The sequence below is a fragment of the Burkholderia sp. AU4i genome, assembly GCF_000466765.1.
GTDB lineage: Bacteria > Pseudomonadota > Gammaproteobacteria > Burkholderiales > Burkholderiaceae > Burkholderia > Burkholderia cepacia.
In genome coordinates this window covers 20,631-35,717 of the sequence record NZ_ASSI01000083.1, presented here as the reverse complement: position 1 = coordinate 35,717, position 15,087 = coordinate 20,631, and the positions used below count along the sequence as shown (strand labels likewise).

Here is a 15,087-nt window from a genome sequence, read left to right as displayed (position 1 = left end):
ATCAGAACCGCTGAAACCCGTCGTGCGCGAGATCGTGCGGATTGCCCGCCACGTAGTCGAGTGCGCACGCGTCGGTATCGATGCCGACGGTCAGCAGCGTCTCCCAGCGCTCGGTGTCGGGCATCGACGGATCGGCGCGGAAACACACGACGGCCTGATCGCCGGCCGCACCGCACATTGCCGCCGCGCGCTCGCGCACATCGGCGCTCGTCATCCCGTTCACGACTTCGCTGAGGTGCGCGAAGCGTTCGCGCGTGGTCGAGCTGTCGGGCATGCACTCGCCGCCGCTCAGCGTGCGATCGAGGAAGTGGTTCGTATGCAGCAGCCAGCCGTCCGGACGCGGCACCACCACGGCGACACCCGACGGGCTCAGCTCGATGCTCGCCGCGCGCGGGTTCGCGTCATGCCGCGTGAACACGGTCAGCACCGTGGATGCGCTCACGCGCGCGGTGCGCGCGAGTTCGATCGCCTCCTGCACCGTCGCCGCATCTTCCAGCAGGCGCCGCGCGATCGCGTGCACGGGCACACCGGCACTGTCGTTGTCGCTCGCGTGATGCAGGATGTTGAAGTGCAGCCCGAGCCCCGCGCTGTTCACGCCGAGCTTCGCGAGCATCCCGAACTCGGAGAACAGCTTGACGGTGCGGCCGTGCGGCGTCGCGAACCGCATCAGAAACCCCTGCGGCGCGAGGCTGTCGTGCCAGTCCCACGTCTGCAGCGTGCGCGGCGCGTGCGGGCCGGCCGGCGCGTAGACGGTCGTCGAGCACTCGCCTTCGTCCGACGCGGGCGCGGTCGCGAGAATCTCGGTGCGCGCGTTCAGGCACGCGAGCTGCCAGCGCGGCAGGTCGACGCCGTCGGCGATCGCGTCGACTTCGGCGGCCAGGCGCGGGCACCATGCGTCGAGCGCGGCCAGGCTCGCTTCACCGATCTCCCGCGCGCGCTGCGGATCGATGCCGAGCTTCGGGAAGAACGCGAGGTAAAGCGCGACCGTCTCGCGAATCTCGGCGGCGAAACGCGCGCCGATCAGGCGGCCGCGCTCGTGCGGATCGGTGAGGTCGGTCGCGAAGGTGTGCAGCTTCAAGGTCAAATCTCCTGGGTTGAATGGGTTCCGGGCCCGCGCGGCCCGGAACGTGATGCATGGCGCAGCCGGTCGACCGGCATGCGCGCCGGCCGGAACGGCGAGACCCGTCAGAACGGTCAGAACGAATAGATGAACTGCATCCCGGCGAGGTCGTTGCTGCGCGCGTACGTGCCGTTGCTCTTCAGGAACACCGGATGGTTCGCCGCGTCGTGGCGATACTCGAGCTTCACGGTGATCTGCTGCGTCGGATAGAACAGCAGGTCGGCCGTGATCGCGTAACGCTGCGCGCCCTTGCACTCGGTGCCGTTCGTCGACGAACCCTGGAAGCACGCCGGATCGATGCCGAAGCCGCTCGACCCGTTCACCGACGGATTGCCGCCCGCGAGCCCGTACTGGATGTTCGTGCCGCCGCCGCCGTTCGACGTGTTGTTCAGGTAGTCGAAACGCAGCGTCGCGCCCATGCGGCCGACCCACGCCTGCGTCCACTTCGTATGGCCGAGCAGCGACATCCCGTACCAGCGTGCGGTACCGCCGTTCCACGCACCCTTCTGCAGCTCGCCGTAGTCGACCTGCGCGTTGACCTGCGTCTTGTCGTGCGTATAGGTCACGTCGGCTTCCACGTACTTGTAGAGGCCGGTCGGCGACGAGCCGTTGCACTGGTAGCCGTAACCGCCCGCCGTCGCGCACGGCGAGAACAGCGACTGCCGGCCGAGCATCGCGGAAATGCCGAAGTCGAAGGCGGTCGACGTCGCGTTGTCGAAACGCGCGGTGATCGTCGGCGTCCAGTTGGTCTTGGTCGTGTTGTTCGCCGCATTCGCGATCGCGCCGGCGGTGCGCAGCACCTCGTTGCCGATCACGACCTGCCAGAAGCGCGTCATCGCCGCGTTGGAGCCCTTCAGGCCGACGCCGATCAGGTTGCCCGGTTCGCTGAAGTCGTACAGCAGCCCGTGCGTGAGCGTCAGCATCTGGGTCGACGGCTGCACCTCGTAGCCGGCGAGGCTCGGCATCATCCCGATCTCGAAGGTGCGCGTCGTGCTGAGGGGCACGGTCACCACGGCCTGCGTGACGATGTTGTTGCCCACGCCGCCGTGCGAATTGCTGAACACGTTGCCGAAGCCGCGGTTCGGCTGGATCACGACCTCCGCCGACGGTGCCATCGGGCCGACGCCGAAGGTCTTCTTGATGTCGAGGTAGACGTCGCCGATCGTGCTGTTGAAGTAGTCGTACGCGCCCGGATCGTGGTTCAGGAACTGGAACCCGGACGTGCGCTGCGCGCGGTTGAACAGGTACACGGGATCGACGTAGCCGGTGATGCTCAGGCCCGCGAGCGGGCCGGTCGTCGCGGCTTCCTGCAGCGAGTCGACCTTCAGCGACGCGTTCGCGATCTGCTCGCGCATCTGCTGCAGGTCGTCGTTCGTGAACGCCGGTGCGGAATCGGCGGCCGGCGCGGCGGCGGCGGCCGTGTTGATCGAACCGATCCTTGCGCCGCTCGATGTTGCGGTGGCGGCGGTGGCTGCGTTGGCGGCCGTCGCGGTGCCGGGCGCCTGCGCGGCCAGCATGCTCGCGCGCAACTCGTTTACCTGCTGCTGCAGCGCGGTGACCTGCGCCTGAAGCGCCTTCATCCTGCTCGCATCGGTCGCCTGCGGCGTGTGCGCGAATGCCGTGGCCGCGTCGAACGCAAGCAGGCACAGCGCCGTCATGTGTTTGAGTGTCATGTTCTGGGTGGTCGTCGGGACGAGCGCGCCCCCGCCCGCCGCGATCAGCGGCGGGGCGCGCGAAAGGTGTGCGGGAATCGGGGAAGCGGCGGCCGGCTTACTCGGTCTTCAGCTTCGTCCAGAGACGGTTCTGCAGGCGCATCAGCTCAGGCGGAACCGGCTTGCTGAGGCTCAGCTTGCGGATCACGTCGGCGGGCGGGAACACGGCCGGATCGCTCGTCACTTCGGCGCGCACGAGGCGCTTCGACGACGGCACGGCCGACGGGTACGACGTGTCGTTGGTCAGGTTCGCGCTCTCCTTCTCCGACAGCACGAAGTTGACGAACTTCAGCGCGGCGTCCGGGTGCGGTGCATCCTTCGGCACGGCCATCATGTCGAACCACATCGCGCTGCCCTCGGTCGGGATCACGTACTTGATGTGATACGGCTTCTTCGCGGAAGCGGCCGCGATCCGCGCGGAGTTCACGTCGCCCGACCAGCCGAGCGCGAGGCAGATGTCGCCGCCCGCGAGATCGTTGATGTAGCTGCTCGAATTGAACTGCGTGATGTACGGGCGCACCGACTTCAGCAGCTCGTACGCAGCCTGGTAGTCGGCCGGGTTCGTCGTGTTCGGGTCCTTCTTCAGGTAGACGAACGCCATCCCGAACGCATCGACCGGCGAATCGAGCACCGACACGCCGCAGTGCTTCAGCTTCTGCGCGTACTTCGGATCGAACAGCAGCGCCCAGCTGTCGAGCGGCGCGTCGTTGCCGAGCGCGGCCTTCACCTTCTCGACGTTCATCCCGAGCCCGTCGGTGCCCCAGGTCCACGGAATGCCGTACTGGTTGCCCGGATCGTCCTTCGCGAGCGCCTTCAGGATTTCCGGGTCGAGCAGCCCGTAGTTCGGCACCTGGCTCTTGTCGATCTTGCGGAAGATGCCGGCCTGCAGTTGCCGCGCCCAGAAGATGTCGGACGGCACGACGACGTCGTAACCCGACGTGCCCGACAGCAGCTTCGCCTGCAACGTCTCGTTCGAATCGAACTCCTGGTAGACGACCTTGATGCCGGTCGCCTTCTCGAAGTTCGCGATCGTCGCCTTGCCGATCGAGTTGCCCCAGTTGTACACGTTGACGACGTCCGCCGCGTGCGCAACCGGCGCGCCTGCCCACAGCACGCCGCCCAGCGCGAGCGCCGCGCATGCCGTTCCCAGATGCCTGCTCCAATCCCCTGCCATGGTTTCCTCCGTCGATATCATGGTCCGTTCTCGATGAACGGGTGTGTGCTTCGGTCCGGAAAAATGTAGCCAGAGGAAATTGGCCGGTCTGCCCTGCCAATAGGGGGACACGCCGCACAATCGGCGCATCCGGTTCCGGCCGGATGCGCCGAGCCGCGAAAACGAAAGCATTCCGAAAGACTCCGTCACCGCTTCGTCAGCCGGGATGCGCGTTCAGCATGCCTGCATACCCGTGCGCGCGCCGAAATCGTCGCCCACGTGCGTGATGCGGCCGCCCATCATCGTCAGCCCGACATCGATGCGGCCGATGTCGTACTGGCCGACCTCGAACAGGTCGTTCTCGAGCACGACGAGATCCGCGCGCTTGCCGGGCGTCAGCGAGCCGACCTCGTGCTCCATCCCGAGCTGGTACGCGCCGTGGATCGTGTACGCGGCGATCAGTTGCGGAATGCTCAGGCGCTCGGCGATGTCCGGGAACACCGGCGCATCGGGCTCGCCCGCGAGCTGACGCGTATGGCCCGACTCGATGTGTTCGAGCGGCTTGTGCTGGCAGCGGCACTGGCATGCGAGACCGTCCATGCCGATCGACACCGTCACGCCTTCGTCGAGGAACGTGCGGAACTTGTACATGTTGCTCCAGCGCTCGTGGCCGTAGTGGTCGCGCAGCTGCTCGGTGTACGCGTCGACCACGCCCCATTGCAGCTGCGTGTTCGCCATCACGCCCGCGCGGCGAAAGCGCGGGATGTCGTCCGGATGCGTGAGGAATGCGTGCGTGATCACGTGGCGGCGGTCGCGCGGCGGGTTCGTGCGGTTCACCGCGTCGAAGCCGTCGAGCGCCATCCGCACGGCCGCATCGCCGACGCAATGGACCATCACGTTCGCGTTCGCGCGATCGGCTTCGACCAGGTAACGGTTGAACGTGTCGGCCGGCATCGTCGGTGCCCCGCAGGTGTCCGGGCGGTCCGCGTACGGTTCGAGCAGGTACGCGGTGTGGTTCGCCTCGGTGCCGTCGAGGAAGAGCTTCAATGCGCGCGCCTTCACGAGCGGCGAATCGTACTGCTCGCGATACCGGACGAGCGTGCCGACCGGATCGTCGATCTCGCCGATCACCGCGACGCTGCCGACCACCCGCAGCTTCAGGTCGCCCGCGCGCTCCATCGTCTGCAGCGTCTCGTACAGCAGCGACTGGTCGCCGCTCGCGTCGAAGAAGCCCGCGTCGAACACGGTCGTCACGCCGGCCGCGCACAGCTTCTTCTGCCATGGCGGGATCGATTTCAGGTACAGGTCGATGCCGGTCGGCAGCAGGCCGGCCGCGCTGATCCGCTGCATCAGCAACGAATACGCGGCGCCGTCGACGATCAGGCCGGTCGGCTCGCCGGTCACCGCGTCCTTCTCGAACCAGCTCGCGCCTTCCTGCACGGGCGGCGTCGACGCGTCGACGCCGGCGATCTCCAGCGCCTTCGAGTTCACCCACATCGTATGGAAATCGGTCGACAGCAGGCACACGGGGCGATCCGCACAGATCGCGTCGAGCGTCTCCTTGCGCAGCAGCGCGGGCGGAATCGTCGCCTGCACCCAGCCCATCCCGGTGATCGCCGGCTCGTCCGGATGCGATTCGACATACGCGCGCAGCGCGCCGAGCACCTTCTGCGGATCCTCGTAATTCACGAACGCCTGGAACGCGAACGCGGTCGTCTCGAAGTGCCAGTGCGATTCGACGAAGCCCGGCAACACGAGCCGGCCGGCCGCGTCTACGACCTTCGTCTGCGCGCCGACAAACGCCTGCACGGCCGCCGTGTCGCCAACGTAAACGATCCGGCCGTCGCGCACGGCGACGGCCTGCGCCCAGGGCTTGTGCGGATCGACGGTATAGACCTTCGCGTGGGTCAGAACGAAATCCGCCGGCGTCGTGGCGGCGTGCGTCGGTTGCATCTGCATGGCCTGTCCTTTCTGGTCATCAGGTTTTCGAAGTGCTTTCACTATAGGCAGACGATTCGCGCCGGTATGCCCCCCCGCCGCCGGGGCTTCTGCGAATTCCGGCCGCCGCACGCACGGTCTTGTCGTCGTTTTGGGGACAACGCACGAAATCCGTGGGGTTGATCCGGTGAATTCCCGGCTGACGCGTGCACGGCGTTCGCGTAACGTCGCGCTGTCCCCCGACCGCCTTCGTCCGACCATGCGACTTCTCCAGCCCGACCCTGCCGCCCGCGGCCACTACCTGATCGGCGTGCGTCCCGACTCGCTCGGCGCGACGCTGCGCGCGGTCGGCACACCGGATTTCGTCGGCGCGGTCACGGAGTTCGTCAACGACAGCATCGACGCCGACGCCGTGCACCTCGAGCGCTGGCGCGCCGACACGGGCAGCACGTCGGGTTTCGTCGTCGAATGGCTCGGCAGCGGCAGCCTGCGCTTCGCGGCCGATACGCTGCGCGTGATGGATATCTACTACCAGGACTACTGCCAGGCCGATCCGCTGGTCGCGCCACTGCGCGGCAAACCCGGCACGCTGCTCGTGCAGCGCCATGTCGACGGCATCGCGCAGGGCGAGTTCCGCCGCCGGATCTTCGACGAGCCCGGCATCGGGCAGGAATGCCTGCTCGTGCACGGCAACGCGCACCTGCAGTACGCGCTCGGGCTCGCGCGCACGGTCGGGCGCGCCGCTTTCACCACGGACGAGCTGTTTCACTTCCGGCAGATGGTCGACCTGCTGTTCCCGATGTTCGAGCTGCATGCGCGCACCTGTGCGGCGCGGCGCGTGGCGGCGGTGTCGGTGAATGCCGCGTCGCAGGCGGGCTTCGACGCGCGCCTCGAACGCCAGGACGTGCAGCTGTCACGCCGCGAGCACGAGATCTGCCGGCTGATGCTGTGCGGGCGCTCGGTGCCCGAGGCCGCGCAGCAGTTGGATGTGAAGCTGTCGACAGCCGAGTCGTACGTGAAGCGCGCGTTCGCGAAGCTCGGCGTGCGCACGCGCCGCGAGCTGTTCGACTGGGTACTCGTCGACTGCTGAACGCGCGGCCCGGATTTACGCGGCCAGCGCGGCCGCCTTGATGTTGAACGCGCGCAGCAGGTCCTCGCAGAACGCGTCGACGATCGGCTTGTCGCTCGTGCTGCGCTTCATCGCGAGATGCAGCGGCACGTCGAAGCTGAACGTCGCGCGGCCGACGGCCTTCACGAGCCCGCGCTGCTCGAACGGCTCCGCGTAGTGCGCGGGCAGGTAGCCGAGATGGCCGCCCGACAGGATCAGGATCGTCGCGGCCTCGATGCTGTCCGCGCTCGCGGTCACGCGCCGCTCGGGCAGCGGATACTGCTCCTCCGGCACCGGATAGGTGCGCCATACCCAGTCGTGCAGTTGCAGGTCGTCCGCCGTCACGGGCCGCGACGCATGGAACAGCGGATGCCCGCGCCCGCAGTAGATCACCTGCTGCTCGGTGAACAGCGGCGTGTAGAGCAGCCCGGGCACGCGATGCCAGAAATACCCGATCGCGAGATCGAGCTGGTTGTTGACGAGGCTTTCCTCGAGTTCCTGCGGCGACGCGACCTTCATCGCGAACGTGACGGCCTGGTCGCGCTTGCGGAATGCGCCGATCGCGTCGGCCACGCGCGCGTTCTCGACGAGCGGCGCCTGGCCGATCAGGCCGATCGACAGCGTGCCGACCAGCTTGCGGTCGATGTCGCGCACGCGCGCGACGAATTCGGAGGTCGCCGCGACGAGCGTGCGCGCGGTGGCCGCGAAGCGTTCGCCCTTCGACGTCAGGCGAAAGCCGCCGCGCCCGCGATCGCACAGCTTGAAGCCGACGCGCGCTTCGAGCGCCGACAGCTGCGTGCTGATGGTCGACTGGCGCACGCCGAGCGACGCCTCGGCGGCCGTGATGCCGCGTGCGTCGACGACGGCCAGAAAGACCCGGATGAGCCGGAGATCGAGATCGGAAGTATTCGAGAACATGCCTGAAGCCGCTGCGCGTGTGCGCGTTGCCCGGCCGGCACGACGCGCATCGCGCGCCACGCCCGCCGCCTTCGCCGATGAACTTGACCGGATGCGCGCCGCCATCGGCAGCGGTGCGCGTCGAAACCGTCATTCAGGTGCCACCGCGAGCGCGTGTTCCATGCCGAACACGGCCGGCCGCAGCCGCCGGTAGCACAGGAACGCCACCGCGCACAGCACGATCGCCGCGATCAGCGCCGACTGCGTGCCTGCGCGCTCGATCAGCGAGCCGCCCGCGACCGAGCCGACGCCATAGCCGAGCGCGACGCAGCCCGGCGACAGCGCGGCCGACTTGCCGACCAGGTCGTACTGCGGAATCGTCGCGTAGATCAGCAGCGCGCCGCCCGTCCAGCAGCCGATGAACACGACCGCGCCGAGCGTGAACGTCATGGCCGATGCCGGCATCGCGAGCAGCACGGCCGCGACCGCGCAGCCGCCGAGGTTGACGAGCGCCCAGCGGCGCAGGCCCGCGCCCGCGCCCGCGCCGAGCTTCGGCATCGCCGCGCAGATCACGAGGCTCGCGATGTTCGCGACGCCGAGCACGAGCGACACCGACCTGCCGCTCAGGCCCGCCGCGGTGCCGATCTTCTCGAGGAAGGTCCACACGACGCCGACGCCGCCGTACAGCGCGAGCTGCGCGCACAGCACGAGCATCGCGCCCCGGCGGTCGATGCGGCCGGCGACGCCGGCCGGTGCCGGGGCGGCCGGCGTCTCGCCCCGGCGAAACAGCGGCGTCGCGAGCACGAATACGCCGAGCACGCATGCGACGAAACCGAACACGCCGTGCGCGCCCCATGCGTCGCTCAGCATCGGGAAGATGTAGGCCAGCAGCACCATGCTCCACGCCACCTGCCCCATCAGCATGATCCCGAGATTGCGTTCCGGCGCGCGCGAGTACGACAGGTAGCGCAGCGCGATGCCGTTCAGCCCGCCCGAGCCGACGCCCGCGATGAACTGCAACGCGGAATACGCGACGAGCCCGTGCGTCGCGAGCGTGCCGAGGTTCGCGCCGGCCGCGAGCGTCACCGCGCCCGCGAGCACCCACCGCACCGGCTGGCGGCCAAGCACGAACGCGACGAGCAGCGTGCCCGTCGATTCGCCGAGCACCTCGATGAAGCTCGACAGCCCGAGCGCCGCTTCGCCGAAGCCCCAATGGCGTTCGACCTGCCCGACGATCGCGGGCAGGCCGAGGAAGACCGTCGGCCCGAGGATGCCGAGCAGCAGCATCACGACGACGAACGGCGCGCTTTCCTGTCGCGCTTCGTCCTGCAGGTTCACTACGTTCATTCGGTGTCTCTCTCCGTGTCCGCGGCGCGGACCGTCTCCTCGGGGGAGCGGGTTATGGCGGCGGCCCGGCCCGGGCCGCCGTGTCGCTTACATCGGGAAGCCCATCGCCTTGATGCCGCTGATCCACGCGCGCTTCCAGCCGCCTTCCGCATCGGCGCCGTCGAACGCATGGAACGTGATCTTCGCGGCGACCCAGCGCATCGGCTCGGGCGGGATGTAGCTCGGGCTCTGGTTCGCGATGTCGAGCTTGCGCTCGGGGCTGTCGCGATCGAACAGGATGTTCAGCCCCATGAACGCGCCGAACCGGCTCGCCGCGACGCCGAAACCCGTATAGCCGGCGACGAACACGGCCTTGTCGCCGAGATAGCGCTTCGCGAACACCGAGCCGCGCGAGCAGTAGTCGATCGGCCCGCCCCACGCATGCGAGAAGCGCACGTCGCTCAATTGCGGGAAGGTGCGGTAGAACGCTTCCGCGAGCCGGTAATAAGTCTCGCGCTGGCCGTCCTGATGCGGTTCCGGATCGCCGTCGAAGTGATAGCTCACCAGGCCGCCGAAGATGATGTTGTTGTGCTTCGTCAGGCGGAAATAGTTGAGCTGCGTGCGCGTGTCGTACACGCCCTGGCGATTCTTCCAGCCGATCCGCGCGAGCTGTTCGTCGGTGAGCGGCTCGGTGGCGAGCACGTGGTCGCGCACCTGCATCACGCGGCGGTTGATGTCGGGAATCCCGACCTTCGCGGTGCCGCTGCCGAACACGACGCGCGGCGCACGCACGCTGCCCTTCGGCGTCTTCACGAACACGGTGCTGCCTTCGTCGGTCACGGTCACGAGCGGCGTGTGCTCGTACAGCTTCACGCCGAGCGACAGCGCCGCGCGCTTCAGCCCCCACGCGAGCTTCGCCGGATGCACGATGCCGCTGCGGTTACGCGACCACAGCGCGCCCGCGAACAGCGGTGAATTCAGTTGTTCGAGCGTTTCGTCGCGGTTCAGCAGCACGACGTTGTGGCCGTACTCGCGATGCAGGTCGTAATCGCCCTTCAGGTGCGCGATGTGCTCGGGATCGACCGCGACCGTCATCTCGCCGTTCCATTCGATGTCGGCGTCGATGTCGTAGCGCTTCAGCGTTTCCTCGAAGCCGTCGAGGTTGTGATGGCCGAACGCCTCGAGCTGCGCGATGTCGTTCGGGAACACGCGCACCGCATTCGGCAGCCCGTGCATCACCGACGTCGAGATGATCCCGCCCGCGCGGCCCGATGCGCCGTGCGCGACCTTGCCGGCCTCGATCAGCACCACGTTCAGGTGCGGCATCTGTTCCTTCGCCTGCACGGCCGACCACAGCCCGGTGAAGCCGCCGCCGACGATCAGCAGGTCGGCCGTCACGTCGCCGACGAGTTCCGGCTCGGTGGCCGGCGCGGCCGGGTTGTCGAGCCAGTACGGGAACAGCTTCGTATTCGCGAGCGCCGCCTCGACGCCCAATGCGACCGGCGCGCCACGCAATGCGTGCGCCTGCGCCGGTGCAGTCTCTCTTGCCTTGACTTCCATTTCCATGATCCCTGCCATCACACGCGGAAACGAAACCGCCGCCGGGCGCGCGTCACACGGACGACGACACCACGGCGGCGGCTTCGGCCATCACGACTTCTCGAGCAGCACGTAGAACTTCTTCGCGTCCTCGATCGTCTCCCAGCGGCCCGCGAAGCCGGCCGGCAGCAGGTAGCCCTGGCCAGGCGTGAATTCCTTGCGGTTGCCTTCGACGTCGGTCAGCGCGATCCGGCCCTCGACGAGCCACACCGCTTCGTCGGCCGCGGTTTCCGGAAACTCCACCGAGCCGACCTTGCCTTCCCACCAGCCGATGAGGTAGTTGCCGCTCTTGCCTTCCGCCGCGCGCCAGTCGCTTTCGTCCATCCCGAAGTCGAGCTTCGTGAATTCGCCGATGCCTCCGCCGAGCGGCAGGATGTCCTTGATCAGTTTGGTCATCAGAATCTTTCGTCTCTTGATTGAAAAAAGCAGAGACAAAGTTACTCATTTACACTGCCCCGGTATGCCCCCCTCCGGGGGGGACAAGCGGTGTTTTCCGGGGCCGGGCAGGTCGCCGGGACACGCGCCGGGATTTCCCCCTAATGACGTTTTGCGTGGCCGACGCTACAATCCGCCGGCTTTTCACCGGGGAACCGCATGCTGCTCAACGTGAACCCCTTCCACCGCGACAACGACCGCTTCAACGTGTCGTTCAAGGCGCTGGGCGAGCTGATCGAGACGGTCGGCACGCCGCACTTCGTGCCGCGCCTCACGCAACTGCTCAATGAAGTGGTGCCGCTCGACGTCGCGCACGTCGAACGCTCGCGCGTCGACGGCTCGATGCCTACCGGCTACCGATGCGAATGGATCGGCAGCAGCGGCATCGGCGCGGCGAGCGCCGACGTCTCCGACGTGATGACGCTCTACTACGAGCGTTTTCTCGACAGCGACCCGCTGTTCGCGGGGCTGCGCGGCAAGACGGGCACGATGCTGGTGGTGCGCGACATCGCGGCGATCCCGCCCGGCGAATTCCGCCAGCGGCTGTTCGACGACGTGCAGATCGGCCACGAATGCGTGCTCGCACGCGGCACGCGTTATTCGCAGCATTCGATCGCGCTGGAGCGCGGCCGCGACCGGCCGCCGTTCACGCTCGCCGAGATGAACCGCTTTCGCAGCATCAGCGACGTGCTGTTCCCGCTGCTCGAACTGCACGCGTCGACCACGGCCGCGCGGCGCATTGCGCACCCGACACCCGAAGTCCACCCGCTCGCGCAGTTCGACGCGCGCATCGCGGCCGACGGCGTGAAGCTGTCGAAGCGCGAATACGAAACCTGCAAGCACCTGCTTTCCGGCAAGACCGTGCCGGAAACGGCGGAGATCCTCGGCGTGCGCGTCGCGTCGGCCGAGTCGTACGTGAAACGCGCGTTCGCGAAGCTCGGCGTGCGCACGAAGCGCGAACTCGCCGCGTGGGGTTCGGCTACCACCGCGTTCCCTTCGTCCGGCCCGCACGACGACGTCACGCCGCCGGCCCTCTCGCGCCGGCCTGATCCGGCCTGACCTGGCCGCGCGGCCGCGTTCGGTTGCGCCGCGTCGATGCGGCGGCGCCACTTGCATCGAGCCCCGTCGATGTAAACGTTGCGACTTCAAAATCTTCGCGCGAGCGTTCTCCTCTACCATCGGCCGATCGCTTGACCTCAGATAAAGGAGACGGCCCCATGCCCCGCGAACTCAATCAACCGATGGGCGGCAACGAGATGCCGCGCTTCGGCGGCATCGCCACGATGATGCGCCTGCCGCAAGCCGAGACGACCGACGGCCTCGACGTGTGCTTCGTCGGCGTGCCGCTCGACCTCGGCACGTCGAACCGCTCGGGCTCGCGCTTCGGCCCGCGCCAGATTCGCACCGAATCCGTGCTGCTGCGCCCGTACAACATGGCCACCCGCGCCGCGCCGTTCGATTCGCTGCAGGTGGCCGACATCGGCGACGTCGCGACCAACCCGTACGACCTGAAGGACTCGGTGCGCCGCATCGAAGACGCATACGACGAGATCGTCGCGAACGGCTGCCGGCCGATCACGCTCGGCGGCGATCACACGATCGCGTGGCCGATCCTGCGCGCGCTGCACAAGAAGTACGGCAAGGTCGCCGTCGTCCACGTCGACGCGCACGCGGACGTGAACGACACGATGTTCGGCGAGAAGATCGCGCACGGCACGCCGTTCCGCCGCGCGGTGGAGGACGGGCTGCTGCAATGCGACAAGGTCACGCAGATCGGCCTGCGCGGCACCGGCTACCACGCGGACGATTTCGACTGGTGCCGCCAGCAGGGCTTCACCGTCGTGCAGGCGGAGGAGTGCTGGAACCAGTCGCTCGCGCCGCTGATGGCGCAGGTGCGCGAACGCGTCGGCGACACGCCGGTGTATCTCAGCTTCGACATCGACGGCCTCGACCCGTCGTTCGCACCCGGCACCGGCACGCCGGAAATCGGCGGCCTCACCGTGCAGCAGGGCCTGGAAATCATCCGCGGGATGAAAGGCCTGAACATCGTCGGCGCGGATCTCGTCGAAGTCGCGCCGCCGTACGATCCGACCGGCACCACCGCGCTCACGGGCGCGAACCTCGCGTTCGAGATGCTCTGCGTGATGCCGGGCGTCGCCTACCGCTAACCCGACCGACCTCGACAGGATGAACCTCATGTCTACCGCCGAGCTTTCCCCTTCCGCCGCGACGTTCGTGCTGCCCGCCGCGCGCATCGCCGGGCAGTCCGTGCACACGCATTCCGACCAGGCCGGCGCGCCGGTCTTCAACGCGTCGACCGGCGACGCGATCGGCTGGCAGGAATTCGCGACGGCCGCGCACGTCGACGCCGCGGTGCGCGCTGCGCGCGACGCATTCGCCGGCTGGCGCGACACGCCGCCGGCCGAACGCGGCCGGATGCTCGCGACGATCGCCGAACGTGTCGAGGCATCGCGCGACCGCCTGGCGGCGCTGCAGATGCAGGTGAGCGGCAAGCCGCCGTTCGAGGCCGAGGCCGATGTCGGCGACGTCGCCGCCACGTTCGCGTACTACGCGAAGCTGTGCGAAGACCCGGCGCTGTTCGCGGCCGAACCGGTCGCGCTGCCGAGCGACGCCGTCACGGCAGAACGCTTTTACGACGCGGTCGGCGTCGCGGCGCTCGTCATGCCGTGGAACTTCCCGATGGTCACGACCGCGTGGAAGCTCGCGCCCGCGCTCGCGGCCGGCTGCGCGGTCGTGCTGAAGCCGTCCGAACTCACGTCGCCGACCGAGCACGCGCTGCTCGAGATCGTCGAGCAGGCAGGGCTGCCGGCCGGCGTCGTCAACGTCGTGAACGGCGGCGCCGAGGTCGGCGCGGCGCTGACCGCGCATCCGCTGATCGACAAGATTTCGTTTACCGGCAGCACGGCGGCCGGCCGCAAGGTCATGCAGGCCGCGGCCGTCGACATGAAGCGCGTGACGCTCGAACTCGGCGGCAAGTCGTCGCTGATCGTGCGCGACGACGCCGATCTCGACGTCGCGGTGTCGCTCGCGGTTGCGGGCGCGTTCACGAACGCGGGCCAGATGTGCTCGGCCACCGCGCGCATCCTCGTGCACGACAGCGTGTACCGCAGCTTCATGGCCGCGTTCGAGACGGCCGTGCGTGCGCTCGTCGTCGCGCCGCCCGCCGCGGAACAGGTCGTGATGGGGCCGCTGATCTCGGCCGCGCAGCGCACGCGCGTCGAAACGATGCTCCAGCACGGCATCGATGCGGGCGCACGCGTCGCCTTCAGCGGCCGGGTGACGGATGCCGGCGGTGCGGGCTTCTTCATGGCGCCCGTCGTGATCGCCGAGCCCGCCGCCGACAACCCGCTGTGGACCGACGAAGTGTTCGGCCCCGTCGCGTGCGTGAAATCGTTCCGCACCGACGACGAAGCGATTGCGCTCGCGAACGACACGCGTTACGGGCTCGTCGCGACCGTCGTGACGCGCGATGCCGGTATCGCGAAGCAGTTCCAGCAGCGTGTGCGCGCGGGGCTCGTGTGGATCAACGCACCGCAGCTCATCTATCCGCACGTGTGCTGGGGCGGGTTCGGGCTCAGCGGAATCGGCCGTGAGCTCGGCGTCGCGGGGCTGCGCAGCTATCAGGAACTGCGCCACGCGATGCGCGCGATCGACTGACCAGTGCGGCCGTTCAGGCCGTTCAGGCCGTTCAGGCCGTTGGCGGCACCGTGACTCGTGCACGGTGCCGTTTTTTGGTTCTTCGGGGATTTTCGGGGAGAGCGCCGGGGTGTTAGGCATG

At 68.2% G+C, this 15,087-nt stretch carries 12 protein-coding genes; 4 read left to right on the top strand and 8 right to left on the bottom strand.

Translation table 11 applies throughout. From position 1 onward, the window contains the following. Position 1: 1 nt before the first annotated feature. The 4 genes from L810_RS19460 to L810_RS19445 form a co-directional block, all read right to left on the bottom strand. Positions 2–1,078, bottom strand: a complete 1,077-nt coding sequence (locus L810_RS19460; RefSeq protein ID WP_021159977.1) for an acyl-CoA--6-aminopenicillanic acid acyl-transferase — start codon at positions 1,076–1,078, stop codon at positions 2–4. A gap of 116 nt (positions 1,079–1,194) precedes the next feature. Continuing rightward, positions 1,195–2,793: a DUF3138 family protein gene (locus L810_RS19455; protein ID WP_021159976.1), complete on the bottom strand. Its 1,599-nt coding sequence runs from the start codon at positions 2,791–2,793 to the stop codon at positions 1,195–1,197. Positions 2,794–2,890: 97 nt separating this feature from the next. Next, on the bottom strand, positions 2,891–4,006 hold the full coding sequence (locus L810_RS19450; RefSeq protein ID WP_021159975.1) for a polyamine ABC transporter substrate-binding protein: 1,116 nt from the start codon (positions 4,004–4,006) through the stop codon (positions 2,891–2,893). Positions 4,007–4,219: 213 nt separating this feature from the next. After that, on the bottom strand, positions 4,220–5,944 hold the full coding sequence (locus tag L810_RS19445) for an amidohydrolase (protein WP_021159974.1): 1,725 nt from the start codon (positions 5,942–5,944) through the stop codon (positions 4,220–4,222). Positions 5,945–6,182: 238 nt separating this feature from the next. Between L810_RS19445 and L810_RS19440 the strand changes: the two genes are divergently transcribed. Next, positions 6,183–7,013 carry a helix-turn-helix transcriptional regulator gene (locus L810_RS19440; RefSeq protein ID WP_042975384.1) on the top strand — a complete coding sequence of 277 codons (831 nt, stop codon included), beginning with the start codon at positions 6,183–6,185 and terminating at the stop codon, positions 7,011–7,013. A gap of 15 nt (positions 7,014–7,028) precedes the next feature. On the opposite strand, the gene L810_RS19435 is transcribed toward L810_RS19440, so the two are convergent. The 4 genes from L810_RS19435 to L810_RS19420 form a co-directional block, all read right to left on the bottom strand. Continuing rightward, on the bottom strand, positions 7,029–7,949 hold the full coding sequence (locus tag L810_RS19435) for a LysR family transcriptional regulator (RefSeq protein WP_042975417.1): 921 nt from the start codon (positions 7,947–7,949) through the stop codon (positions 7,029–7,031). Positions 7,950–8,078: 129 nt separating this feature from the next. Next, positions 8,079–9,275, bottom strand: coding sequence for an MFS transporter (locus L810_RS19430; protein ID WP_042975382.1), 1,197 nt, complete (start codon positions 9,273–9,275; stop codon positions 8,079–8,081). 87 nt (positions 9,276–9,362) lie between these two features. Further along, entirely contained in the window at positions 9,363–10,820 is a 1,458-nt protein-coding gene (locus L810_RS19425; protein ID WP_042975380.1) for an NAD(P)/FAD-dependent oxidoreductase, read from the bottom strand. An 84-nt stretch (positions 10,821–10,904) separates the two neighbouring features. Beyond that, positions 10,905–11,249 (bottom strand): cupin domain-containing protein, encoded by a 345-nt coding sequence (locus L810_RS19420; RefSeq protein ID WP_042975378.1) that lies wholly within the window; start codon positions 11,247–11,249, stop codon positions 10,905–10,907. 198 nt (positions 11,250–11,447) lie between these two features. Here L810_RS19420 and L810_RS19415 point away from each other — a divergent pair, with 198 nt between their 5' ends. The 3 genes from L810_RS19415 to L810_RS19405 all read left to right on the top strand — a co-directional run bounded on the left by L810_RS19415 (position 11,448) and on the right by L810_RS19405 (position 14,966). Beyond that, on the top strand, positions 11,448–12,347 hold the full coding sequence (locus L810_RS19415) for a helix-turn-helix transcriptional regulator (RefSeq protein ID WP_021159967.1): 900 nt from the start codon (positions 11,448–11,450) through the stop codon (positions 12,345–12,347). A gap of 158 nt (positions 12,348–12,505) precedes the next feature. Continuing rightward, positions 12,506–13,456 carry an agmatinase gene (speB, locus tag L810_RS19410; protein ID WP_021159966.1) on the top strand — a complete coding sequence of 317 codons (951 nt, stop codon included), beginning with the start codon at positions 12,506–12,508 and terminating at the stop codon, positions 13,454–13,456. A gap of 28 nt (positions 13,457–13,484) precedes the next feature. Continuing rightward, positions 13,485–14,966 (top strand): aldehyde dehydrogenase family protein, encoded by a 1,482-nt coding sequence (locus tag L810_RS19405; protein WP_021159965.1) that lies wholly within the window; start codon positions 13,485–13,487, stop codon positions 14,964–14,966. Positions 14,967–15,087: the final 121 nt, after the last annotated feature.